The 23,258-nt window shown below is 70.4% G+C and carries 15 protein-coding genes; 14 read left to right on the plus strand and 1 reads right to left on the minus strand.

Features of this window, described 5'->3' with window-relative positions; all coding sequences use genetic code 11:
- Positions 1-62 precede the first annotated feature (62 nt).
- From purL to BLT45_RS04470, 4 genes are all read left to right on the plus strand, one after another.
- Complete coding sequence (gene purL, locus BLT45_RS04455; RefSeq protein ID WP_093295683.1) at positions 63-3,947, plus strand: phosphoribosylformylglycinamidine synthase; 3,885 nt, start codon at positions 63-65, stop codon at positions 3,945-3,947.
- Between the two features lie 92 nt (positions 3,948-4,039).
- Positions 4,040-5,752, plus strand: coding sequence for a type II secretion system ATPase GspE (gene gspE, locus BLT45_RS04460; RefSeq protein ID WP_093295686.1), 1,713 nt, complete (start codon positions 4,040-4,042; stop codon positions 5,750-5,752).
- A gap of 2 nt (positions 5,753-5,754) precedes the next feature.
- Positions 5,755-6,204 carry a hypothetical protein gene (locus BLT45_RS04465; protein WP_093295689.1) on the plus strand — a complete coding sequence of 150 codons (450 nt, stop codon included), beginning with the start codon at positions 5,755-5,757 and terminating at the stop codon, positions 6,202-6,204.
- Positions 6,205-6,374: 170 nt separating this feature from the next.
- Positions 6,375-8,198: a family 43 glycosylhydrolase gene (locus tag BLT45_RS04470; protein WP_175455723.1), complete on the plus strand. Its 1,824-nt coding sequence runs from the start codon at positions 6,375-6,377 to the stop codon at positions 8,196-8,198.
- Between the two features lie 41 nt (positions 8,199-8,239).
- On the opposite strand, the gene BLT45_RS18300 is transcribed toward BLT45_RS04470, so the two are convergent.
- The gene (locus BLT45_RS18300; RefSeq protein ID WP_175455724.1) at positions 8,240-14,032 is read right to left on the minus strand and encodes an ESPR-type extended signal peptide-containing protein; all 5,793 of its coding nucleotides are present in this window, start codon (positions 14,030-14,032) and stop codon (positions 8,240-8,242) included.
- A 598-nt stretch (positions 14,033-14,630) separates the two neighbouring features.
- Between BLT45_RS18300 and BLT45_RS04515 the strand changes: the two genes are divergently transcribed.
- From BLT45_RS04515 to BLT45_RS04560, 10 genes are all read left to right on the plus strand, one after another.
- On the plus strand, positions 14,631-16,430 hold the full coding sequence (locus tag BLT45_RS04515; protein ID WP_093295694.1) for a S8 family peptidase: 1,800 nt from the start codon (positions 14,631-14,633) through the stop codon (positions 16,428-16,430).
- Between the two features lie 119 nt (positions 16,431-16,549).
- The gene (locus tag BLT45_RS04520; RefSeq protein ID WP_093295696.1) at positions 16,550-17,764 is read left to right on the plus strand and encodes a type II secretion system protein XpsF; all 1,215 of its coding nucleotides are present in this window, start codon (positions 16,550-16,552) and stop codon (positions 17,762-17,764) included.
- Positions 17,765-17,786: 22 nt separating this feature from the next.
- Positions 17,787-18,221: a type II secretion system major pseudopilin GspG gene (gspG, locus tag BLT45_RS04525; RefSeq protein ID WP_093295698.1), complete on the plus strand. Its 435-nt coding sequence runs from the start codon at positions 17,787-17,789 to the stop codon at positions 18,219-18,221.
- 16 nt (positions 18,222-18,237) lie between these two features.
- The gene (locus BLT45_RS04530; RefSeq protein WP_093295700.1) at positions 18,238-18,747 is read left to right on the plus strand and encodes a type II secretion system protein XpsH; all 510 of its coding nucleotides are present in this window, start codon (positions 18,238-18,240) and stop codon (positions 18,745-18,747) included.
- On the plus strand, positions 18,747-19,175 hold the full coding sequence (locus BLT45_RS04535) for a type II secretion system protein XpsI (RefSeq protein WP_093295702.1): 429 nt from the start codon (positions 18,747-18,749) through the stop codon (positions 19,173-19,175). The genes BLT45_RS04530 and BLT45_RS04535 overlap by 1 nt, the downstream gene beginning before the upstream one ends.
- The gene (locus tag BLT45_RS04540; protein WP_093295704.1) at positions 19,172-19,843 is read left to right on the plus strand and encodes a prepilin-type N-terminal cleavage/methylation domain-containing protein; all 672 of its coding nucleotides are present in this window, start codon (positions 19,172-19,174) and stop codon (positions 19,841-19,843) included. The genes BLT45_RS04535 and BLT45_RS04540 overlap by 4 nt, the downstream gene beginning before the upstream one ends.
- Positions 19,840-20,691 (plus strand): type II secretion system minor pseudopilin, encoded by an 852-nt coding sequence (locus BLT45_RS04545; protein ID WP_093295707.1) that lies wholly within the window; start codon positions 19,840-19,842, stop codon positions 20,689-20,691. Before BLT45_RS04540 ends, BLT45_RS04545 begins: the two co-directional genes overlap by 4 nt.
- Positions 20,688-21,830 (plus strand): PilN domain-containing protein, encoded by a 1,143-nt coding sequence (locus BLT45_RS04550; protein ID WP_093295710.1) that lies wholly within the window; start codon positions 20,688-20,690, stop codon positions 21,828-21,830. The genes BLT45_RS04545 and BLT45_RS04550 overlap by 4 nt, the downstream gene beginning before the upstream one ends.
- Positions 21,823-22,431, plus strand: a complete 609-nt coding sequence (gene gspM, locus BLT45_RS04555) for a type II secretion system protein GspM (protein WP_254771787.1) — start codon at positions 21,823-21,825, stop codon at positions 22,429-22,431. The genes BLT45_RS04550 and gspM overlap by 8 nt, the downstream gene beginning before the upstream one ends.
- On the plus strand, positions 22,421-23,251 hold the full coding sequence (locus tag BLT45_RS04560) for a hypothetical protein (protein WP_093295713.1): 831 nt from the start codon (positions 22,421-22,423) through the stop codon (positions 23,249-23,251). The genes gspM and BLT45_RS04560 overlap by 11 nt, the downstream gene beginning before the upstream one ends.
- Positions 23,252-23,258: the final 7 nt, after the last annotated feature.

Below are 23,258 nucleotides of genomic sequence, written 5' to 3' on the forward strand. Positions count from 1 at the left end.
CGCGCCGGCTTCGCTACAATAGCGGGCCCCGTCCTGACGGCACGCCCCCACGGTTCCCGGACATGATCGTCCTCGAAGGCCAATCGGCCTTGTCGCATTTCCGCCGCGCGCGGCTCGAATCCAAGCTCCAGTCCCTCGTTCCCGAAGTCCGCGTCCGCGGCGCCTGGCACGTGTACTTCGTCGAAGCCGAACCCGGCGCCACGCCCGATCCGGCCATCCTGCGCCGCGTGCTGCAGGCCAATGACGCGGATGCGCCGTCGGCATCCGGTACCGTCTCCCGCTTCGTCACGCCCCGCCTGGGCACGCTGTCGCCCTGGGCTAGCAAGGCCACCGAGCTGCTGCGCGGCGCCGGCCAGCCGGTCAAGCGCGTCGAGCGCGGCCTGCGCATCGACCTGGAAGGCTGGGACGACAGCTCGCCGGCACTGGCCAAGGCGCTGCACGACCCGATGACGCAATCCCTGCTCGCGAGCCGCGAACAGGCGCAGGCGCTCTTCGCCGCGCCGGCGCGCGGCGCACTGGAGCGCATCCCGCTGGCGCAGCTGGAGGCCGCCAACGCGCGCCTCGGCCTGGCGCTGGCCGAGGACGAGATCGACTACCTGCGCACGCGCTACACCGAACTCGGCCGCGATCCGTCGGACGTCGAACTGATGATGTTCGCGCAGGCGAATTCGGAGCACTGCCGCCACAAGATCTTCAACGCCAGCTGGACCATCGACGGCAAGGAGCAGGACCGTTCCCTGTTCCGGATGATCAAACACACCCACGCGCAGACGCCGGAGCACACGCTCAGCGCGTACAGCGACAACGCCGCCGTGATCGAGGGCTACGCGTCGGCGCGCTTCCGGCCCGATGCCGGCGGCCAGTACCGCCTGGAAGCGACGGTCGATTCGGCGTTCTGCATCAAGGTCGAGACCCATAACCATCCCACCGCGATCGCGCCGTTCCCGGGCGCGAGCACCGGTGCCGGCGGCGAGATCCGCGACGAGGGCGCTACCGGTCGCGGCGGCAAGCCCAAGGCCGGCCTGACCGGCTTCTCGGTCTCGCACCTGCGCATCCCCACGCTGCCGCAACCGTGGGAGGCGCCCCGCGCGCTGAACCCGCGCATGGCGCCGGCGCTGGAGATCATGCTCGACGGCCCGCTCGGCGGCGCGGCGTTCAACAACGAATTCGGCCGGCCAAACCTGCTGGGCTACTTCCGCAGTTTCGAACTGCCGGAAGGCGACGCCCTGACCCGCGCCTACGACAAGCCGATCATGCTGGCCGGCGGGCTCGGCGCGATCGACCGCATCCAGGTGGAGAAGAAGACGCTGTCGGCCGGCGATGCGGTGATCGTGCTCGGCGGTCCGGCGATGCTGATCGGGCTGGGCGGCGGCGCCGCCAGTTCGGTGGCCTCCGGCGAGAGCGCGGAGGAACTGGATTTCGCCAGCGTGCAGCGCGACAACCCGGAGATGGAGCGCCGCTGCCAGGAAGTCATCGACCGCTGCGTGGCGATGGGCGAGGACAATCCGATCCTGTGGTTCCACGATGTCGGCGCGGGCGGCCTGTCCAACGCGATCCCCGAACTGCTGCACGACTCGGGCGTCGGCGGCGTGATCGACCTGGGCAAGGTGCCCAGCGACGACCCCTCGCTGTCGCCGATGCAGTTGTGGTGCAACGAGTCGCAGGAGCGCTACGTGCTGGGCGTGCCGCAGGCGCGCCTGGCCGAGTTCGCGGCGCTGTGCGCGCGCGAGCGCTGCCCGTTCGCCGCCGTCGGCGTGGCGACGAAGGAAGAACACCTGGTGGTCGCCTACGGCGCCACGCCCGGCAACACCCCCGCGGATGCGCCCATCGATTTGCCGATGGACGTGCTGTTCGGCAAGCCGCCGAAGATGCACCGCGACACCGCGCACCCGGCGCCGCCGAAGTGGCCCGCGCTGCGGACCGACACGCTGGACCTACATGAAGCCGGCCTACGCGTGTTGGCGCACCCGACCGTGGCGGCCAAGCAGTTCCTGATCACGATCGGCGACCGCAGCGTCGGCGGCCTGACCGCGCGCGACCAGCTGGTCGGTCCGTGGCAGATGCCGGTGGCCGACTGCGCGATCACGCTGAGCGGATACGAAGGCTACGTGGGCGAAGCGATGGCCATCGGCGAACGCACGCCGCTGGCGCTGCTCGACGCCGCGGCCGCGGCCCGCATGGCGGTGGGCGAAGCGATCACCAACCTGTGCGCGGCGCCGGTGCAATCGCTGCATCGCGTGAAACTGTCGGCCAACTGGATGGCCGCCTGCGGCCACGCCGGTGAGGATGCGCTGCTGTTCGACGCGGTGAAGGCCGTGGGCATGGAGCTGTGCCCCGAGCTGGACATCAGCATCCCGGTGGGTAAGGACTCGCTGTCGATGCAGGCGCAATGGCACAGCGATGGCGAGGCGCAGAAGTCCGTGTCGCCGGTCTCGCTGATCATCAGTGCGTTCGCGCCGGTCACCGACGTGCGCCAGCAACTCACGCCGCTGCTGGCGCGTGAAGAGGACAGCGACCTGTGGCTGATCGGCCTGGGCGCCGGCAAGAAGCGCCTCGGCGGTTCGGTGCTGGCGCAGGTCCATCCGCAGTCGGGCGGTGACGGCGCGTGGCCGGCGTTCGCCGGCGAGGGCGTACCCGATCTGGACGATCCGCAGCGCCTGCGCGATTTCTTCCACCTGATCGCCGATGCGCGCGACGCCGGCGTACTGCTGGCCTACCACGACCGCAGCGACGGCGGCGCCTTCGCCGCGTTGTGCGAAATGGCGTTCGCCTCGCACGTGGGCCTGGACATCAACCTGGACGGCTGGGGCGACGATCCCTTCCGCACGCTGTTCGCCGAAGAGCTCGGCGCCGTCGTGCAGGTGGCCGCGGAAGACCGCGCCGCCTTCGCCGACCTGGTCGAGCGCCACGCGTTGACCGAGTGCGCGCAGCGCATCGCGCGGCCGACGACGGCCGCCGTGGTGCGCGTGCAGCAGGAAGGCGACGTGCTGGCCGAATGGCGTTGGGAAGAGCTGTTCGATGCCTGGTGGTCGGTCACCCACGCCATGCAGAAGCTGCGCGACAACCCGGACGCGGCGGACCAGGAGCGCGAGGTCGCGCGCCAGTTCGGTCGCACCGGCCTGAAGCCGAAGCTGTCGTTCGATGCCGGCGAGGATATCGCCGCACCTTTCATCGCCACCGGCAAGCGCCCGAAGGTGGCGATCCTGCGCGAGCAGGGCGTCAACGGCCAGATCGAGATGGCCTCCGCGTTCACGCGCGCCGGCTTCGACGCGTTCGACGTGCACATGAGCGACCTGATCGCAGGCCGCGTGGCGCTGGCGGATTTCAGCGGCCTCGCCGCCTGCGGCGGCTTCAGCTACGGCGACGTGCTGGGCGCGGGCCGCGGCTGGGCGACGTCGATCCTGGAGCGCAGCGACCTGCGCGATGCCTTCGCGGCGTTCTTCGCCCGCGCGGACACGTTCTCGCTGGGTGTCTGCAACGGCTGCCAGATGATGAGCCAGTTGAAGGACATCATCCCCGGTGCGCAGCACTGGCCGACGTTCCTGCGCAACCAGAGCGAGCAGTTCGAAGCGCGCGTGGCCTTGCTGGAAGTGCAGGAATCGCCGTCGGTGTTCTTCCGCGGCATGGCCGGTTCGCGCATCCCGGTGGCGGTGGCGCACGGCGAGGGCCGCGCGCAGTTCGACGGCGCCGTCGACCAGGCCGCCGCGCGCGTGGCGTTGCGCTACGTGGACGGCGACGGCCAGGTGGCCACGCTGTATCCGCAGAACCCCAACGGCTCGCCCGACGGCATCACCGGCCTTACCAGCGACGACGGCCGCGCGACCATCCTGATGCCGCATCCGGAACGCACGCCGCGCAGTGCCAACCACAGCTGGCATCCGGCCGGGTGGCCGGACGACTCGCCGTGGTTGCGCATGTTCCGCAACGCGCGGGTGTGGGTGGGTTGAACCCGTGGCCCGCGACGACGCGGGCCACGCCGGCCGAACGCGCCACCTGATACAGTCCGGGCCGATAGCGTCAACAGGCTCTAGGAACCCCCGTGAACGCAGCCGTGTCCGACCCCTCGCTTTCCGCTGATGAGCGCATCGTCGCGGCGCTGCTCGCCCGGGGGCGGCTGAAGGAAACCGACCTGGTGCGTGCGCGCCGGTTGCAGGAAGAGACCGGTGGCAGCCTGCTCGCGCTGCTGTCGCGGCTGGGCCTGGTGTCCGAACGCGACCACGCCGAGACCGTCGCCGACGTGCTCGGCCTGCCGCTGGTCAGCGCCAAGGATGCGCCGGACGCGCCGCCGGAATCGGTGGTGCTGTCGCAGCGCTTCCTCAAGCAGTTCCACGTCTGTCCGGTGGGCGAGGGCGAGCACCACGTGGACGTGCTGATGGCCGATCCGCAGGACGCCTACACGCTGGACGCCGTCCGCCTGGCCACCGGCCGCGGCGTGCGCCCGCGCGTGGCCCTCCGCTCGGAGATCGACGACCTGGTCGAGCGGTACTACGGCCAGGGCCGCAGCGCGATGGGCGCCATCGTCGAGAATGCCGACGGCGACGCCACCGCCGATCTGGACGACGTCGAGCACCTGCGTGACCTCGCCTCCGAGGCGCCGGTCATCCGCCTGGTCAACCTGGTGATCCAGCGCGCCGTGGAACTGCGCGCCTCGGACATCCACATCGAGCCCTTCGAGAACCGGCTGAAGGTGCGTTACCGCATCGACGGCGTGCTGGAAGAGGGCGAGAGCCCGCCGGCCAACCTCACCGCGGCCGTGATCAGCCGCGTGAAGATCATGGCCAAGCTCAACATCGCCGAGCGCCGCCTGCCGCAGGACGGCCGCATCATGCTGCGCGTGCAGGGCAAGGAACTCGACCTGCGCGTGTCCACCGTGCCCACCGCGCACGGCGAGAGCGTGGTGATGCGCCTGCTCGATCGCGAGACCGTGGTCTTCGACTTCAAGCGATTGGGCTTCACCGATGCCTTCCTGCCGCAGTTCCAGAAGGTGCTGGAGCAGCCGCACGGCATCCTGCTGGTCACCGGCCCCACCGGTTCGGGCAAGACGACCACGCTGTACACCGCGTTGAGCAAGCTCAACACCAGCGACGTGAAGATCATCACCGTCGAGGATCCGGTCGAATACCAGATCGAAGGCATCAACCAGATCCAGGCCAAGCCGCAGATCGGGCTGGATTTCGCCAGCGCGCTGCGCAGCATCGTGCGCCAGGACCCGGACATCATCATGATCGGCGAAATGCGCGACCTGGAAACCGCGCGGATCGCGATCCAGTCCGCGCTGACCGGCCACCTGGTGCTGTCCACGCTGCACACCAACAACGCGTCCGGCGGCATCACCCGCCTGCTCGACATGGGCGTGGAGGACTATCTGCTGACCTCCACCGTCAACGGCATCCTCGCCCAGCGCCTGGTGCGCCGGCTGGAGTTGTCCAACGCCGAGCGCTATCCGGCGTCGCCGGAGGAGATCGAGAAGTTCGGCCTGCGCCGGTTCCAGCCGGAGGGCGAGATCTTCCTGTTCCGGCCGCGGGCATCGGCCGCGGCGCCGACGGGTTACCTGGGCCGCACCACGATCATGGAATTCCTGGTCATGAGCGACGAGATCCGCCGCGCGGTGATGCGGCATGCCGGCATGGGCGAGATCGAACAGCTTGCGCGCGAGGCGGGCATGCGCACGATGTACGAGGACGGCATCGCGAAGGCGCTGGCCGGCGAGACCACGATCGAGGAAGTGCTGCGGGTCACCGAGGAGGGTTGAGCATGACGAAGATCGGGATGCGCGCGTGCCTGGTGGCGGTCCTGCTGATGGCGCTGCCTGCCGCCGCCAGGGACAAGGTCCCGCGCACGCTCGCGCGCGCCGAACTGCCGCACGGCTTCGCGATCGGCAGCGGTTCTCCGGTGCTGGCGCTGCAGGTGGAGGTCGCCGACGGCAAGGTGGCGTCCTGGAGCCCGGCGGGCGAGGGCACCGGCAACCTGCGCGGCACGCGCAGCGGCGACGCGGCGCAGACCACGCTGATGGTCTCCAGCGCGCTGCAAGAGGCGATCAAGTTCGACCTCTACGTGTCCACCGACGGCGAGCGGTTCGAGTACGCCAGCACCTGCGGCGTGACCCCGGGCGTGTCCTCGTTCGAGATGTGGGAGCGGCCGATCGCGGCGTTCGCGATGGGCAATCCGCGGGTGTTGCCGAAAGGGCGCATGGACTGCGACTGAGCGCGTCCACGATCACGACGCAGCTTCCGAAGGCCCGGCCCACGCCGGGCCTTTTTCATGCCGCGGCTCCTTCGCTGCACTGCGGCTTTCCGTTGCGCCCCCCGTAAGGAAAAATACCCTCGTGTAAACGTTTACATGGGGGTGCGATGGACAGGGTCCGGATCGTTGCGATGGGGATGGCAGCGGCGTCCTGCCTGGCGATGGCCGACGGGGCCCGTGGCGCGGAACGACGCACCTACGCGAATCCCATCGACATCGACTACCGCTACAACTTCGAGCAGGAAAGCCGCGGCATTTCCTACCGCACCGGTGCCGACCCGGTCGTGGTCCGGCATGGCGATGCCTACTACCTGTTCCAGACGCTGGCGGACGGCTACTGGCGCTCCACCGATCTGGTGGACTGGCAGTTCATCGCGCCCAGCCGCTGGCCGTTCGACAGCATGGTCGCGCCTGCGGTGATCTCCGACGGCGATCGTCTGATCCTCATGCGGTCCCTGTTCTCGCCGGGGGCGGTGCTGGTGTCGCGCGATCCCGCCAAGGGCCGTTTCGATTTCCTCACCCGCATGCTGCCGGAGCTGCCGAACGCGGTGCCCCCGGGGCGCGATGTCGGCTTGCCCGGTTGGCGCAATGGCGATCCGCAACCGGAAAAGGTGCCGCCCGGGCCGTGGGATCCCGCGTTCTTCAAGGACGACGACGGGCGCTGGTACCTCTACTGGGGCTCGTCGGACACGTTCCCGCTGTACGGCATCGAGCTCGACGTGTCGAAGGGCATGCGCTACCTCGGCACGCCGCGCGCGCTGCTGGCGCTGGATCCCGAGACGCATGGTTGGGAACGCTTCGGCCAGGACCATCGCGGCGCGTTCTTCCCCGACGGCAAACCGGTCGGCAACTACATGGAAGGCGCATGGATGACCAAGGTGGGCGGGCGCTATTACCTGCAGTACGGCGCACCGGGCACCGAGCACAACGCCTACGCGACCGGCACCTATGTCGGCGACAGTCCGCTGGGGCCGTTCGAGTACGCGCCCTACAATCCGGTGGGCTACAAGCCGGGCGGTTTCGTGCAGGGCGCGGGGCACGGCTCCACCTTCCAGGATCTTCACGGCAACTGGTGGAACACGGGCACGCCGTGGCTGGGCCGCAACTGGACGTTCGAGCGGCGCATCGCGATGTTTCCCGCGGCCTTCAGCGACGACGGCCAGATGTCGGTCAGCACGCGCTTCGGCGACTTCCCGCACTACGTGCCGGATGGTCCGAACGCGGATCCGGAGGCACTGTTCACCGGCTGGATGCTGCTCTCGTACCGCAAGCGCGCGATGGCTTCCAGCACACGGGACGGCTTCAGCGCCGGCGATGTCACCGACGAGAACCCGCGCACGCTCTGGGTGGCCGGGAAGAACGAGGCCGGGCAGACCCTGGACGTGGATCTCGGTGCCGTGAAGACGCTGCGCGCGGTGCAGGTGAACTTCGGCGACTACGAATCCGGGCGCTTCGGCGACGCCGACGACATCTATACCGAATTCACGCTCGAGCATTCGCTGGACGGCCGGCACTGGCAGCCGCTCGCGGCCACGCCGGCGACACGTCGGGACAGGCCGAACGCCTACTTCCCGTTGCCCGCACCCGTGCGCACGCGGTACGTGCGTTACGTGCACGGGCACGTGGGCGCCGCACACCTCGCCATCAGCGACCTGCGCATATTCGGTCATGCGGACGGGCGCGTGCCGGTCGCGCCGCGGCAGGTGACGGCCCGGCGCGATGCCGATCCGCGCAATGCGTTCGTGCGCTGGCGACCGGTGAAAGGGGCGGTGGGCTACAACGTGCGTTGGGGCATCGCACCCGATCGCCTGAATTCGACGTACCAGGTGTTCGCCGACCAGCCCACCCAGCTCGAGCTGCGTGCGCTCAGCCGCGGCGTGGGGTATCACGTCGCCGTGGAGGCATTCGACGAGAACGGCGTGTCCGCGCCGAGCCCGACGGTCGCTGTCCCCTGAAGAAAGACGGGGTCCGGCGGGATGCCGGACCCCGCTGCGGGTTACAGGTCGATACCGAAGCCCACGCCGGCCGACTTCTCGTCGCCACTGAACGCACCGCCGATGCTGAACGATGCGCGCTCACCGATCGGCTTCGAATAGCCGAGCGACAAGGCGTTCTCGCCGTTCTGCCAGCCCGCACCCACCGCGATGCGTCCGCGAGGACTGCGGCTGCCGGCCGCGTTGATCGCCATGTTGAGCATGGCCGAGCTCATCGCGCCCATCCTGTCGAGACGGCGGTCCTGTTCGGAGAACCGGCGGTCGACATCGCCGCGGAAGGCATTGAAGTCGTCCTCCAGCGCCTTGACCTGGAAGTCCGCGTAGGCCTTCGCGCTGGCCAGCGTGTCGGCGGATGCCGCGTCGGCATAGCTGCGCGCGCTGTCGAGTGTGGCGACATCGCCGGCATCGGCGTAGGCCGCCGCGGCGGCGGGCGCATCGGCAGGATCGGCCGATGCCGCCACCGCAGGCTGGCTGCCGGCGACGGCGCCGCCGTTGCTCTCCTCGGCGCCGGTGGCTCCGCCGCGCGCGGTTCCGTTGCCCGCGCCTCCCGACGACGCCGTGCCGGTGGAGGCCGTCTCGCTGGCGCCGGCCCCGCGCGCCTGGCTCGCCTGTGCGGGAGGCGTGCCGCCGGTGGGCGCAGTGCTGCCCGTGCTCAGCTCGTCGTACATCCCGAACAACTGGTTGAGCTTGGCGTCGACCGCCGTGAAGGCCGCGCCGATGTTGTTGTACGAGGTGCCCTGGATCGTGTAGCTGGGCGCGATGAACACGCCACCGGAGAAGCCCGCGCCGCCGCCGAGCGAACTGGCCACGGAACTCAGCTGCGACAGGTTCACCGCGTCGGTGGCCTGGGTACCGGCCGCCACGTTGGTGACCTGCCGTTCGCTGCCGGCGCTGCCGACGGACACGGTGTCCTCGCGATCGGCGACCGAATCGCCACCGATGGCCACGCTGTTGTCGGCTTCCGCGGTGGCGAGGTTGCCCAGCGCGACCGCGTTGAAACCGGGCGTGTACGCGCCGCCGCCCACTGCGACGGAATAGTCGCCCGAGGCTTCGGTGGGTACGAACCCGAAGAACGCACCGCCGACCGCCACGCTGTTGTCGCCGCTGGCGACCGCATTGGACCCCAGCGCGGTGGCGTCATAGTTGCTCGCCACGGCCCCGAAGCCCAGCGCCGTCGCGCTCTCCTGCGACGCCTCGGCGCCATAGCCGAAGGCCGAGGCGCCGAACGCCGACGCGCTGCTGTAACCGCCGACGGCGGCGGTCGCATCCTCGGAGGCATCGCTGCGGAAGCCCACCGCGGTGGCCTGGACGCCCGATGCGTTGGCCTCGGTACCGACGGCGGAGGCGTACGCGCCGGAGGCATTGGCGCCCGCACCGTTCGCGGTGGCGCCCACCTCGCCGGCCACCGCGCCGGCACCCACGGCCGTGGCGTCGTCCGCCGTGGCCTCGGTGCTCGCATAGACGGGGTTGCCGTCTTCGTCGAGCAGCGGGTCGCCGTTGTCGTCGAACAGCTGGCGCTGCCCGCCGATCGCGACGGCGCCCGCGCCCCCGGCCTGCGCACCGGTGCCGTTGGCAACGCTGTTCGCCCCGGTCGCCGTGGCATTGAAGCCCGTCGCCGTTGCGCCGTCGGCCAGCGCGAACGCGCCGGAGCCGGTCGCCGTCGCGCCCACGCCCTCGGCGAGCGCAGCGGAGCCCGACGCGGTGGCGTAGTCGCCGGTGGCGATCGCATCGTCGCTGCCGTCGCCTGCACCGTTCGCCTTGAAGTAGCGCGTCGCGTTCTCCGATGCTTCGGCTACCGCATTCAACTGGTCCAGGTTGACGGCATCGGTACCTTCGGTGCCTGCCGCGACGTTGGTGATCTGGCGTTCGGCGTCCACGTCGCCCACCGACACGGTGTTGTCGCGGTCGTTCCACGAGTTCGCGCCGATCGCGACGCTGTTGCTCGCGCCGGCCACCGAGTTCACGCCCAGCGCCACGCTCTCATCGCCGTCGGCATAGCTGTTGTGGCCGATGGCCGTGCTGTACTCGCCGGTGGCCCAGGCGCCGTTGCCGAACGCCGAACCGCCGGTCCCGCTCGCGCGGGTATTGATCAGCCCGAAGAACGTGGTGCCGCCGACGGCGGTACTTTCGTCGCCGCCCGCGCTCGCGCCTTCACCGACCGCGGTCGCCCCGCTGCCGCCGGCATCGGCGCCGTAGCCGAAGGCCGAGGCGAAGTCGCCGCCCGCGCTGCTGTAGCCACCGACCGTGGTCGACGCGAGTCCGCCTGCGCTGCTGCGGAAGCCGACGGCCGTCGACTGCGTTTCGGCGGCGGAGGCTTCCGTGCCCAGTGCGGTGGAGTAGGCGCCGGTGGCTTCCGCGCCGGCACCGACGGCGCTCGCACCGGCTTCGCCGGCGACCGCGCCGGCACCGATGGCGGTGGCGTCGTCCGCCGTGGCTTCGGTGCTCGCATAGACCGGGTTGCCATCCTCGTCGAGCAGGGGATCGCCGTTCTCGTCGAACAACTGGCGCTGCCCGCCGATCGCGACAGCGCCGGCGCCCGCCGCCTGCGCACCGGCACCGTTGGCGACGCTGTTCGCCCCGGTCGCCGTGGCATTGAAGCCGGTCGCCGTCGCGCCATCGGCCAAGGCGAACGCGCCGGAGCCGGTCGCGGTCGCGCCGACGCCTTCGGCCAGTGCGGCCGAACCGGATGCGGTCGCGTAGTCGCCGGTAGCGACCGCATCGTCGCTGCCGTCGCCTGCACCGTTCGCCTTGAAGTAGCGCGTGGCGTTCTCCGAGGCCTCGGCCACCGCGTTCAACTGATCGAGGTTGACGGCATCGGTGCCTTCGGTGCCGGCGGCGACGTTGGTGACCTGGCGTTCGTTGCCGGCATCGCCGACCGAGACCGTGTTGTCGCGGTCGGCCGTCGAGTTGGCGCCCAGCGCCACGCTGTTGTCGCCCAGCGCCGTGCTGTAGAAGCCGACCGCGGTGCTGTTGTCGCCGCTGGCCCACGATTCCGCACCCAGTGCCGTGGCGTAGTCGCCCGGCGCATAGGAGAAGAAGCCGGCGGCGGTGCTCTCGAGTCCCGAGGCTTCCGACAGGCTGCCGGCCGCGAGGCTGTAGTCGCCGGCCGCGATCGCGCCCGAGCCGAACGCCGCGGCGCTGAAGCCGCTGGCCTGCGTGTAGACGAGCAGGCCGAATCCGGGAATCAGGTCCGCCGGTCCGCCGACCGCCACGCTGTAGTCACCGGTGGCGCCGCTGGCGTGGCCGAAGCTGGACGCGTACGAACCGGTGGCGGTGCTGCCGTAACCGAACGCGGAACTGGCTTCGCCACTCGCTTCGCTGAGCACGCCGAACGACGCACTGCCGAGCCCCGAGGCCAGGCTGCCGGACCCGACGGCCGTCGCGCCCAGGCCGGAGGCCACGGTGTTGACGGTGATCGGGTTGCCGTCGGCGTCGAACGCGTCCACCTGGCCGCCGATGGCGATGCTGGATTCGCCGCTGGCTTCCGCGCTACTGCCGGTGGCCACGCTGTTGCCGCCGGTGGCGGTGGCGTTGAAGCCGGTCGCGGTCGCGCCATCGGCCAGCGCGAATGCGCCGGAGCCGGTCGCGGTCGCCCCCGCGCCGTCGGCGTAAGCAGCGGAACCGGACGCGGTCGCGTAGTCGCCATTGGCCACCGCATCGTCGCTGCCATCCTCCTCGCCATTGGCCTTGAAGTAGCGCGTGGCGTTTTCGGAGGCTTCCGCGACGGCGTCCAACTGGTCGAGGTTCACCGCATCGGTGCCTTCGGTACCCGCTGCGACGTTGGTGATCTGGCGCTCGCTGCCGGCGCTGCCGACGGACACCGTGTCCTCGCGGTCGGCGACCGAATCGCCACCGATCGCGACGCTGTTGTCGGCTTCGGCGGTCGCGAGGTTGCCCAGCGCGACCGCGTTGAACCCGGGCGTATAGGCGCCGCCGCCCACCGCGACCGAGTAGTCGCCCGACGCTTCGGTTGGAATGAGGCCGAAGAAGGCGCCGCCGACCGCGACGCTGTTGTCGCCGCTGGCGATCGAGTTGGAACCGAGCGCCGTCGCGTCCCAGTTGCTCGCCACGGCGCCGAAGCCCAGGGCGGTGGCGCTGTTGCCGCTGGCCTCCGCGCCATAGCCGAACGCGGATGCGCCGAAGTTGGACGCGCTGCTGTAGCCACCGACCGCCGTCGCGGCGTCATCGGAGGCGTCGCTGCGGAAACCGACCGCGGTCGCCTGGATGCCGGACGCGCTGGCCTCGGTGCCGACGGCCGAAGAATACGCACCGGACGCGTTCGCGCCCGCGCCTGCGGCCGTCGCACCGACCTCGCCGGCCCCCGCGCCGGCGCCGACAGCGGTGGCGTCGTCCGCCGTGGCCTCCGTGCTCGCGTAGACCGGATTGCCGTCCTCATCGAGCACGGGATCGCCGTTCTCGTCGAGCACCTGCCGTTGCCCGCCGACGGCGACGGCACCCGCGCCTGACGCCTGCGCGCCCGCACCGCTGGCGATGCTGTTCTCGCCCGTGGCGGTGGCATTGAAGCCGGTCGCCGTCGCGCCGTTCGCAAGCGCGAAGGCGCCGGAACCCGTGGCGGTCGCACCCACGCCCTCCGCCAGCGCGGCCGACCCGGACGCGGTGGCATAGTCGCCGTTCGCAACGGCGTCGTCCGTGCCATCGTTCGCGCCATTCGCCTTGAAGTAGCGGGTGGCGTTCTCGGACGCCTCGGCCACCACGTTCAGCTGATCGAGGTTCACCGCGTCGGTGCCTTCGGTGCCGGCGGCGACGTTGGCGATCTGGCGCTCGTTGCCTGCGCTGCCGACGGAGACCGTATCCTCGCGGTCGGCGACCGAGTCGCCGCCCAGCGCCACGCTGTTGTCGGCGCTCGCCGATGCCAGATTGCCGATGGCCGTGGCGTTGGTGCCGGGCGCCCAGGCACCGCCACCGACGGCCGTGGAGAAGTCGCCGGAGGCTTCCGTCGGCAGCAGGCCGAGCAGGGACCCGCCGACCGCGACGCTGTTGTAGCCGGTCGCGATCGAACCCGAACCCAGCGCGGTGCTGTCGCCGCCGCTGGCGTCCGCGCCATAGCCGACGGCCGTGTCGAAACTGCCCGAGGCGTTGGCGAATCCGCCGACGGCGACGGTCGCGATGCCGGTCGCGCTGCTCGTGTGGCCCGCGGCCAGCGCCTGCGTGCCCGAGGCGGTGGACGCACTGCCGAAAGCGCCCGCGTACGCGCCGCTCGCACGGCTTCCGGTGCCCACGGCACTGGCGCCCGCGCCGGTGGCGCTGGCCAGGGTGCCGACCGCGGTCGCCTGCGCGCCGCTCGCGTTGCTCTGGCTGCCGAGCGCCGTCGCGCCCTGCGCGGCCGCGCTGCTGTCGTAGCCCACGGCGGTCGCATTCACGCCCGTGGCTTCGGCATGCCCGCCCAGCGCGGTGGCGCCGCTCTTGTTCGCGATGGCCTTGTAGCCGACGGCGACCGCATGGCGCCCGGACGCATCGACACCTTCGCCGCAGGACACCGCGTTCTCGCCCGGACGACCATCCTTGATCGGATTGCCACGCGCATCCACGCAGTAGGCAGGACCCGTCCCGATCTGCGGCTTGTCGTTCTGCGGTTGGCTTTTCTGCTTGTCGTGGGCCAGCGCCGCGCCGAAGGGGGCACCGGCCAGCAGCGCAGAGACCAACAGCGTGATGCCGAGGCGCGCGCGCACGCGCGCGCCGGAGGTCATCACGCCGTGCGCACGACGCGCGAATTCAGAGGCCACCACCAGCATGCCGAGGGAGGGGTTCCACACCTTGCTGTAAATCCTGTTCATGGATCACGTCCTTCATCTGTGTTTTCGGGGGAATACGACAGCACCCATGCACGGACGGCATGGAGGTCAAGGCGGATTGCGTCAGGGAAACGGACGACGCGCCGCGCGACAGGGGAGACGCGCGATCGCGACGCACGAAGCGATGCCATCGGAAGAAGGTTGCTTGAGGCCGGAAAAGCGCGCGCCGTGGCGCCGCTTCGATCGCGAAGACGACGGCGCGTTCGCACCGCGTCGCAAAAGACGTGCAAGTGGATCCTTGAAACAAGAAATCGCGCCAGCGATGGATTTCCGCATTCCCCATCCCCTCATCCCGAGATGACACCAAAAAACTCCGTGTGATCGAACACTACAACCGCGTTGTGCAATTTGCGAGAGATTTGCTACGTTCAGCGCCACGCGAGAAAAACGCTGAAAACAAGGCGTTAACGCCATGTGTACGGCGCGTGCAGAAGATGTGTTCGTCGCGTGAAGAGTGTCGTGGCAGGTAAACAGGATTACGTGCACGACCCGCTTGAAATGGAAGTCGCAAGTCGTTGAGTACGCACGTCGTAAACGGGTTAATCAGTTCGTTCATCCTTGTAGACACGGAGCAGGTCAAGTGAACCCTCATTCTTCTTTCCGCAACTCGCGTCGCCATCCCCTCGTTGCTGCACTCGCCGCAATCGTCGCGCTGGGAGCGTTCGCCGGCTCGGCATCGGCCGGCGATGTCAGTACCGCCGGTCTGCGCGATGGCGAAACCTACGATCGTTTCATCGTGAAGTACCGCGACGGCAGCACCGCGCGCGCCAGCAGCGCGACGTTGCAGCGTTCGCTGCTCGGTGCGGTGTCCCGGGCCGCGCTCGGTCCGGCGAACGGCAAGGCCGTGAGCGCGGCGAAGCTGCGCCGACTCGGCATCGGCGCCGAGCTGGTCCAGACATCGCGCAAGCTGGACCGCGTGGAGGCCGAGAGCCTGCTCCGCCAGCTCGCCACGGATCCCGAGGTCGAGTTCGTCGAAGTGGACGCGCGCCGCTACGCGCGCCTGGTGCCCAACGACACCTACTACAACCAGTACCAGTGGCATTTCAAGGATCCGGTGGGCGGCATCAACCTGCCGGCCGCGTGGGACAACGCGACTGGTGCGGGCGTGGTGGTGGCGGTGCTGGACACCGGCATCACGACGCACAGCGACCTGGATGCGAACATCCTTCCCGGCTATGACTTCATCAGCGATACGTTCGTCTCGCGCGATGGCGACGCCCGCGATGCGAATCCGCGCGACGAGGGCGACTGGAATCCGGTGGCGGGCGAGTGCTACACGGGTTCACCGGTGCAGGACAGCAGCTGGCACGGCACGCACGTGGCCGGCACCGTCGCCGAGGTCACGAACAACGCGAAGGGCATGGCCGGCGGCGCGTTCAACGCCAAGGTCGTGCCCGCGCGCGTGCTCGGCCGCTGCGGCGGATACACCTCCGATATTTCCGATGCGGTGATCTGGGCGTCCGGCGGTACGGTGGCCGGCGTACCTGCGAACGCGAATCCCGCCGAAGTGATCAACCTCAGCCTCGGCGGTTCCGGCGCGTGCAGCGCGGTGGAGCAGAACGCGTTCAACATCGCCATCGCCAACGGCAGCACGGTGGTGGTGGCGGCCGGCAACGATGCCGGCAATGTCAGCGGCTATTCGCCCGGCAACTGCGCCGGCGTGATCACCGTCGGCGCCACGCGGATCACCGGCGGCATCGCGTCGTACTCCAACTACGGGACGCGGATCGACATCTCCGCACCGGGCGGCGGCGGCGGCGTGGACGGCAATCCGGGCGGATACGTGTGGTCCACCGGCAATTCGGGCACGACCGTGCCGACCACCGAAACCTACTTCGGCATGGGCGGAACATCGATGTCCGCGCCGCACGTGGCGGCCGTGGTGGCGCTGATGCAGAGCGTCGCGGAAACACCGCTGACCCCGGCGCAGGTGCTCGCCACGCTGAAGTCGACGGCACGCCCGTTCCCGGTGGCGCCTCCGGCGAACCGGCCGATCGGCGCGGGTATCGTCAATGCGGCGGCCGCGGTGCAGGCGGTCATCGGTGGCGGCGAGCCGCCCACCGCGACCGTGCTCACCAACAACGTGGCCGTCGGCGGCAACACCGGTGCGAAGGACGCGGTCGTGCAGTACGCGCTGGTCGTTCCGGCGGGCGCGACCAACCTGTCGTTCATCAGCTATGGCGGCACGGGCAATGCCGACGTGTACGTCAAGTTCGGCAGCGCGGCGACAGCGACGAACTACGATCTGCGTTCGACGCGGCCGGGCAACAACGACGTCGTCAACATCGCGGCCCCGCAGGCAGGCACGTACTACGTGTCGCTGGTGGGCAAGACGAAGTTCGCCAACGTCAGCGTGCGGGGCAGCTTCACCTCGCCCTGAGGGCGGCGGATGCGAAGGGGTGGCCCCGGCATGCCGGGGTCATCCGTTCCGCCCAGGCCGCGCATGACGGTTGCCGGGCGAATGCGGTAAGTTGGCGCATTCTTCCCGGCCCGTCCTGCATGCCGCTCTACCGCTACAAGGCCCTCAACGCACATGGCGAAATGCTGGAGGGCCAGATGGAGGCCGCCAGCGACGCCGAGGTCGTGACGCGCCTGCAGGAGCAGGGCCATTTGCCCGTGGAAGCGGCGTTGGCGGTGGCGGGCGCGGGCCGGAGCTGGAACCAGCTATGGCGTCCGAACGCCTTCGGCGGCGACCGGCTGGTGCAGTTCACCCAGCAACTCGCGACCCTGCTCGGCGCGGGCCAGCCGCTGGATCGCGCGCTGGGCATCCTGCTCGACCTGCCCGAAGACGAGAAGGCGCGCCGGGTGATCACCGACATCCGCGACGGCGTGCGCAGTGGCGCGCCCTTGTCCGCGGCGCTGGAGCGGCAGCACGGCATCTTCTCGCGGCTGTACATCAACATGGTGCGCGCCGGCGAGGCCGGTGGCAGCCTGCACGACACGCTGCAGCGACTGGGCGACTACCTGGAGCGCACGCGTGCGCTGAAGGGACGCGTGATCAACGCGCTCGTCTATCCGGCGATCCTGCTGGTGGTGGTGGGATTCGCGCTGTTGTTCCTGCTGGGCTACGTGGTGCCGCAGTTCGCGGTGATGTACGAGAGCCTGGACGTCGCGCTCCCCTGGTTCACGCGCGGCGTGTTGTGGGTCGGCAGCTTCGTCCGCGACTTCTGGTTCGTGCTGATCGCCGGGCCCGCGCTGGCGGTGCTGTGGTTCGACCGGCGTCGCCGCGACCCCGCGTTCCGGGGTCGGCTGGACGCCTGGCTGCTGGGTCGCCCGCTCGCCGGACCGCTGCTGGCCCGCCTCGAGACCGCGCGGCTGGCGCGCACGCTGGGCACGCTGCTGAAGAACGGCGTGCCGCTGCTGACGGCACTGGGCATCGCCCGCAACGTGCTGGGCAACCGCGCGCTGGCCGCCGATGTCGATGCGGCGGCCGACGACGTGAAGAACGGGCATGGCCTGTCCGCATCGCTGGGCAAGGGCAAGCGCTTTCCCCGGCTGGCCTTGCAGATGATCCAGGTGGGCGAGGAGTCGGGCGCCTTGGACAGCATGTTGCTGAAGACGGCCGAAACCTTCGAGCAGGAAACCGCTCAGGTGCTGGACCGTATGCTGGCCGCCCTGGTGCCTGCCATCACCCTGATCCTGGCCGCGGTGGTGGGTGTCGTCATCATCGCCGTGCTGGTCCCTCTGTACGATCTGACCGGCGCCATCAACTGAGTACACCGGAGAGCCCGCGACCATGTCCCGCACGCGTTCCAATCCCGCCTTCCGTTCCGTCCGCTCGCAGCAGGGTTTCAGCCTGCTGGAGATCATCATCGTACTGGTGCTGATCGGCGGCATCCTGGTCCTTGTCGGCAGCCGCGTCATGGGCGGCGCGGACAGCGGCAAGGTGAAGCTGGCGCAGTCGCAGCTGCAGACGCTCTCCGGCAAGATCGAAACCTACCAGCTGGATACCGGCAGCTATCCGGCGCAGCTCTCCGACCTGGTCGCGCAGCCCGGCAATGCGACCGGCTGGCTGGGGCCGTACGCGAAGGAGAGCGAGCTGCAGGACCCGTGGAAGAATCCGATCGAGTACCGCATTCCCGGCGAATCGCAGCGCTTCGACCTGATCAGCTTCGGCGCCGACGGCAAGGCCGGCGGCGACAGCGTGGACGCCGACATCAAGAACGAGTAAGCGTACGCGCCCGCCCATGGCTGCCTGCGTCCCGCCACCGCGTCCGCCCGCGCGTGTCGTCGCAGGACGTGCGTCGCTCGCGGGTTTCACGCTGCTGGAAACGCTGCTGGTCCTCGCCCTGATCGCGGCGGCGGCCTTGCTGGCGGCGATGGCGTTCACCGGCGGCCTGGAGGGCATCCGGTTGCGCGCCGAATCCAAGGAGATCGCCGCGCAGCTGCGCTACACCCGCGCGCGCGCGATCGCCACCGGCCAGCCGCAGCGTTTCCGCATCGATCCGCGCGGGCACCGTTGGGAAGCCGCGGGCGACCATCGCGGCCGCATCCATCCCGGCCTGTCGGTGAGCTTCACCGGTGCGCGACAGGCGCAGGCGCGCGCGGGCGAAGGCGCCATCCTGTTCTTCCCGGATGGCGGCGCGACCGGAGGGCGGGTGACGCTGAAGGCGGAGCGTGCGGCATGGAGCGTGGATGTCGCCTGGCTCACCGGCGAAGTGCGGGTGTCGCGCGAGACGATCGGGGGCGCGCCGTGATGCGCGGCGCGCGCGTCGGTCAACGCGGCTTCACCCTGCTGGAGGTGCTGGTCGCGTTCGCGCTGCTGGCGCTGGCGCTGACACTGGTGCTCGGTGCGCTCTCCGGTGCGGCGCGACAGGTACGGCACGCCGCCGACAGCAGCCGGGCCACCCTGCACGCGCAGTCGCTGCTGGCGCAGTTGGGCTCCGGCGAACCGCTGCAGCCGGGCCAGCGCGACGGTGAGATCGAGCGCGGGCGCTATCAGTGGCATCTGGACGTGACGCCGTTCGCCGATCCGCTCGCCGCACGCGCGCAACTCGATCCCGGTGCGCCGCAACTGCTCGATGTGCGCCTGGTCATGCGCTGGGGTAGCGCGCGCGGGCAATCGCTGGAATGGCACACGTTGCGATTGGCGCCGCGCGACATCAATCAGGCGACGCCGCCATGATGCGCCGCCACGCCGCCGGGTTCACGCTGATCGAAGTGCTGGTCGCCCTCGTGCTGATGGCGGCAGGCCTGGCACTGGCCTTCGCGACGCTGCGCTCGTCGACGGCGGTCGCCACGCGCGGCGAAGAGATGGCGCAGGCGAGCGAACGCGTGCGCGCGGTGCACGGCTACCTGCGCGCGCGGCTCACTTCGGCACAGCCCATCGTGTTCGCCACCGACCGCAGTACGCTGCGCCAGGCGCGCTTCATCGGCACGCCGCAGCGCATGCGCTTCGTGACCGACCTGCCCGATTACCTGGGTCACGGCGGTCCGTACCTGCACGACGTGGTGGCCGATGACGACGGTCGCCTGCTCGTCGGCTTCTCGGTGGCGCAGCCCGATACATCGCTGGAGGATCTGGACCAACGGGCGGAAACGCAGCGTCCGGAGCGGCTTGCCGACGGCCTGCGCGCGGTCCGTTTCCGCTACCGCGGTCTCGACGAAGAAAACCGCTTGGGTCCCTGGCAGGACCGCTGGGAAACCTCCGACATGCTGCCGCTGCAGGTGAAGGTGGAAGTCGAGGCCGCGCGCGGCGGACGCTGGCCGGACCTGGTGGTGACGCTGGCGCGCAGCGAAGGAGGCGCCGGTGGCGGCCTGCTGCCGGGCGGATCGAATCCGGTGTTGCCATGACGCACCAACGCGGCGCCGCGCTGCTGCTGGTCTTGTGGCTGGTGGCCTTGCTCACCGCGCTGGTCGGTGCGTTCGCGCTGACCGCGCGGATGGAGGCCATGCAGGGACAGGTGGGCAGCCGCGGCGCGGTGGCGCAGGAAACCGCGCGTGCAGGCCTCGAGTACGCCCTCGTGCGCGTGGCCGATCGGAATCCGCAGACGCATTGGCAGCCGAACGGGCGGCCCTACGCGTGGTCGTTCGATGGGCATGCGGTGGAAGTCCGCATCATCGACGAGACCGGCAAGGTCGATCTCAACCAGGCCGATGCGGGCCTGCTGTCGCGCCTCATGCAGGCGCTGGGCGAAGCGCCGGATGTCAGCGATGCGCTCGCGGGCGCCATCGTGGACTGGCGCGACGCGGACAACCTCAGCCAGCCGTCCGGTGGCGCCGAGGACGACGATTACGCTTCGGAAGGTCGCGACTACGGCGCGAAGGACGCGCCGTTCGAGACCGTGGCGGAAGTGGAGCAGGTGCTCGGCATGACGCCGGCGCTGTACGCGCGGCTGGCGCCCTTCCTTACGCTGTACTCGGGGCGCGGACAGCCCGATGCCACCTACGCGCAGGGGCCGGTGCTGGTGGCGATGGGCATGGATGCCGCCACGTGGCTGGCACAGCGCAACGCCATGGGCGCGACCGGGGACACCCAACTCGTCGGCACCGGCAGCGGCACGTATAGTATCGAGAGCCGTGCGCGGCTGACCGATGGCCGCGAGGCGTCACTAAGGACGGTGGTGCGCGCAGGCGCCAATCCCGTGCCGGGATCGGCCTACACCTTGTTGCGCTGGGAGGAGGGAGCGTCACCACAATGAGCGGCGTACGCGACACCTTGCAGCAGTTCCGGGCACGCCTGGGGCCGGGGCCGAAGAGCTTCCTGGCCTGGTGGGGCCAGGCGTTGGCCAGCTGCCTGCCCGCGCGCTGGCGCGTGCTGCTGGGGCTGACCCGTGAACGCGTGTTCTTCCAGCGCGAAGGCGACGAGATCGCGATGAGCTGGATGGAAGGCGCGACGCGGCGCGAACTCGCCCGCCTGCCGTCCACCGTGAGCCCCGCCGAACTCGATGCCGTGCTGGGCAGCCGCCTCTCCGGGTTGCCGCGCTGGTGGTTGGTGCCGGGCGGCATGGCCCTGCGGCGTCGCCTGCCGCTGCCGGCCGCCGCCGCGGACCGCCTGCGCGACGTGGTCCGGTTCGAACTGGACCGGCAGACGCCCTTCACCGCGCAGGACGCGTGCTTCGATGCGCGCGTTGTCGGCGTGCGCGAAGACGGCCAATTGGATGTCGAACTCGCCGTCGTGCCGAAACCGGCGTTCGACGCCGCACTCGCACAGCTGGGCGCACTCGCGCCCGTCCTCGCCGGTGCCGACGTCGAGGATGCCGCCGGCCTGCCGGCCGGCGTGAACCTGCTGCCGGAAAACCTCCGGGCGGCGAGCCGGGCACCGAATCGTGGCCTGCACCTGGCCCTGGCCGCCGTGGCGGTCGTCGCCCTGGTGCTGGGCGCCTGGCTGGTGCTGGACAACCGGCGCGCGGCCGCCGACGCCTTCGCCGAGCAGGTGGAAAGCCGGGCGGACGAGGCACGCCGCGTGGCGGCCGGTCGACAGCAGCTCGTCGACCTGGTCGCCGGCATCACCACGTTGAACGCCACGAGTGCGCGTCGTCCCACCGCGCTGGAGGTCATGACGGAGGTGACCCAGCGGCTGCCCGACAACACCTACCTGGAAAAGCTGGCCATCGAAGGCGACCGCCTGACCCTCATCGGATTCAGTCCGGAGGCGTCCGGCCTGGTCGCGCGGTTGCAGGGCTCGAAACTGTGGCGCAACCCGGCGTTGAGCGGCGCGCTGCAGCCGGACCCGCGCACCCGCATGGACCGTTTCACGCTGACGGCGGAGCTGCTGGGCAAGCAGGAACCCGCCGCCGCGGCCGCCAAGGGAGGGCCCGATGCCGCCGGCGATGACTGACCGCGACCGCGCGCTCGCCCTGGCGCTGCTCATCGCGGCGCTGCTGCTGGGCTACTTCGTGCTGGTGCACCCCTGGTGGACCGTGCCGATGCAGGAGGTGGGCACCCGCGTCGGCGAATTGCGCTCGCGCGAACTGCGCATCCGTACCCAGCTGACGCAGGCGCCGCAGGTGCAGCGCGAACTGTCCGCGGCACTGGCGCAGCAGGCGCAGCGTCCCGGCTTCCTGCCGGAGGCGACGGTGGAACTCGCCACGGCAGGGCTGGTGCAGCGCCTGGAAGCCATCGTCAAGCAGGCCAGCCCCGGCAACCGCAGCTGCGCCATCGCCAACCAGTCGCCGTTGGCGATGACGGGACGCGAGGTCTATCCGCGCGTGGTGGTGCAGGTGCGCCTGCGCTGCGGCGCGCCGGAGCTCGCGTCCGTGCTGCACCAGATCGAATCGGGCAGTCCGCGGCTGTTCGTCGAGAACCTCAACATCCTGGCGCAACGCTACGCCTTCCAGGCCAGCGAGAGCGGCGCTGGCGGGCTCGACGTGAACTTCGATCTCTACGGCTATCTCAAGCCCGCACCCGCCGCACCGCAGGAGGCGCCCGATGCGCCCTGAGGCCTGGACCGCGCGCACGTGGATCCTGGCCACCGTGGCCGGGTGGGCCGTGCTCGTGCTGGCACTGGCGGTGTTCGGCCTGGGCGGGCGCATCACTCCGCTGCCGGCGGACCCTTCCCTCGTTCAAGCGTTGCCGAAGCTGCCGCCCGCGCCGCCGGAGCGACTGGGGGACATGCCCCGGTACGCCGAGGTCGGTGAGCGGCCGCTGTTTTCCGAGGACCGGCGGCCGAAGCCGTTCTTCCTGTCCGGTGAGGAAGCGGCCGCACCGGCGTTCGACCTGGTCCTGAGCAGCGTGCTGATCACGCCGGCACTGGAGCTGGCGATCGTCCAGCCCGCCCAGGGCGGCGAAGGCCTGCGGGTGAAGGTGGGCGACGCGCCGGAGGGCTTCCCGGGCTGGCGCCTGACCGAACTGTCGCCGCGCCGCGCCGTGTTCGACGGGCCCGAAGGGCGTCGCGAGCTGGAGCTCCGGGTGTTCAACGGCGCCGGTGGCCAGCCGCCCACGGCGATCGCGGTGCCGCCGGCCGCGGGTCCTGCACCCAATGCGCTCGTCGTCCCGCCCGCTGCCCGCCCGACCGGTGGCAATGCGGGACCGGCGGTGATGCCGACGGTGCCGTCGCCGTCGTCGACCCCGTCGGCCGTGCCCGCACCGGTGCCGATGCCCACGCCGAATCCGTCGTCCCCACCGCCGACCGCGCCGGCCACGACGACCGAGCAGCAGATGGACGCGATCCGCCAGCGCATCGAACAGCGCCGCGCGCAGCTGCGCCAGCAGCAGGCCAACCCCAATCCGCCGCCGGCAACGCCCGGCAAGACACAGTAGAGTGCCG

The sequence above is a fragment of the Pseudoxanthomonas sp. CF385 genome, from assembly GCF_900104255.1.
In the GTDB taxonomy this organism is placed as follows: domain Bacteria; phylum Pseudomonadota; class Gammaproteobacteria; order Xanthomonadales; family Xanthomonadaceae; genus Pseudoxanthomonas_A.

Coding starts and splice junctions, on each gene's coding strand:
- BLT45_RS04520 (WP_093295696.1), top strand. CDS start 16,550: ATGCCGCTCTACCGCTACAAGGCCCTCAACGCACATGGCGAAATGCTG.
- BLT45_RS04545 (WP_093295707.1), top strand. CDS start 19,840: ATGACGCACCAACGCGGCGCCGCGCTGCTGCTGGTCTTGTGGCTGGTG.
- BLT45_RS04470 (WP_175455723.1), top strand. CDS start 6,375: ATGGGGATGGCAGCGGCGTCCTGCCTGGCGATGGCCGACGGGGCCCGT.
- purL (WP_093295683.1), top strand. CDS start 63: ATGATCGTCCTCGAAGGCCAATCGGCCTTGTCGCATTTCCGCCGCGCG.
- BLT45_RS04465 (WP_093295689.1), top strand. CDS start 5,755: ATGACGAAGATCGGGATGCGCGCGTGCCTGGTGGCGGTCCTGCTGATG.
- gspG (WP_093295698.1), top strand. CDS start 17,787: ATGTCCCGCACGCGTTCCAATCCCGCCTTCCGTTCCGTCCGCTCGCAG.
- BLT45_RS04560 (WP_093295713.1), top strand. CDS start 22,421: ATGCGCCCTGAGGCCTGGACCGCGCGCACGTGGATCCTGGCCACCGTG.
- BLT45_RS04550 (WP_093295710.1), top strand. CDS start 20,688: ATGAGCGGCGTACGCGACACCTTGCAGCAGTTCCGGGCACGCCTGGGG.
- BLT45_RS04530 (WP_093295700.1), top strand. CDS start 18,238: ATGGCTGCCTGCGTCCCGCCACCGCGTCCGCCCGCGCGTGTCGTCGCA.
- BLT45_RS18300 (WP_175455724.1), bottom strand. CDS start 14,032: ATGAACAGGATTTACAGCAAGGTGTGGAACCCCTCCCTCGGCATGCTG.
- gspM (WP_254771787.1), top strand. CDS start 21,823: ATGACTGACCGCGACCGCGCGCTCGCCCTGGCGCTGCTCATCGCGGCG.
- BLT45_RS04540 (WP_093295704.1), top strand. CDS start 19,172: ATGATGCGCCGCCACGCCGCCGGGTTCACGCTGATCGAAGTGCTGGTC.
- BLT45_RS04535 (WP_093295702.1), top strand. CDS start 18,747: ATGCGCGGCGCGCGCGTCGGTCAACGCGGCTTCACCCTGCTGGAGGTG.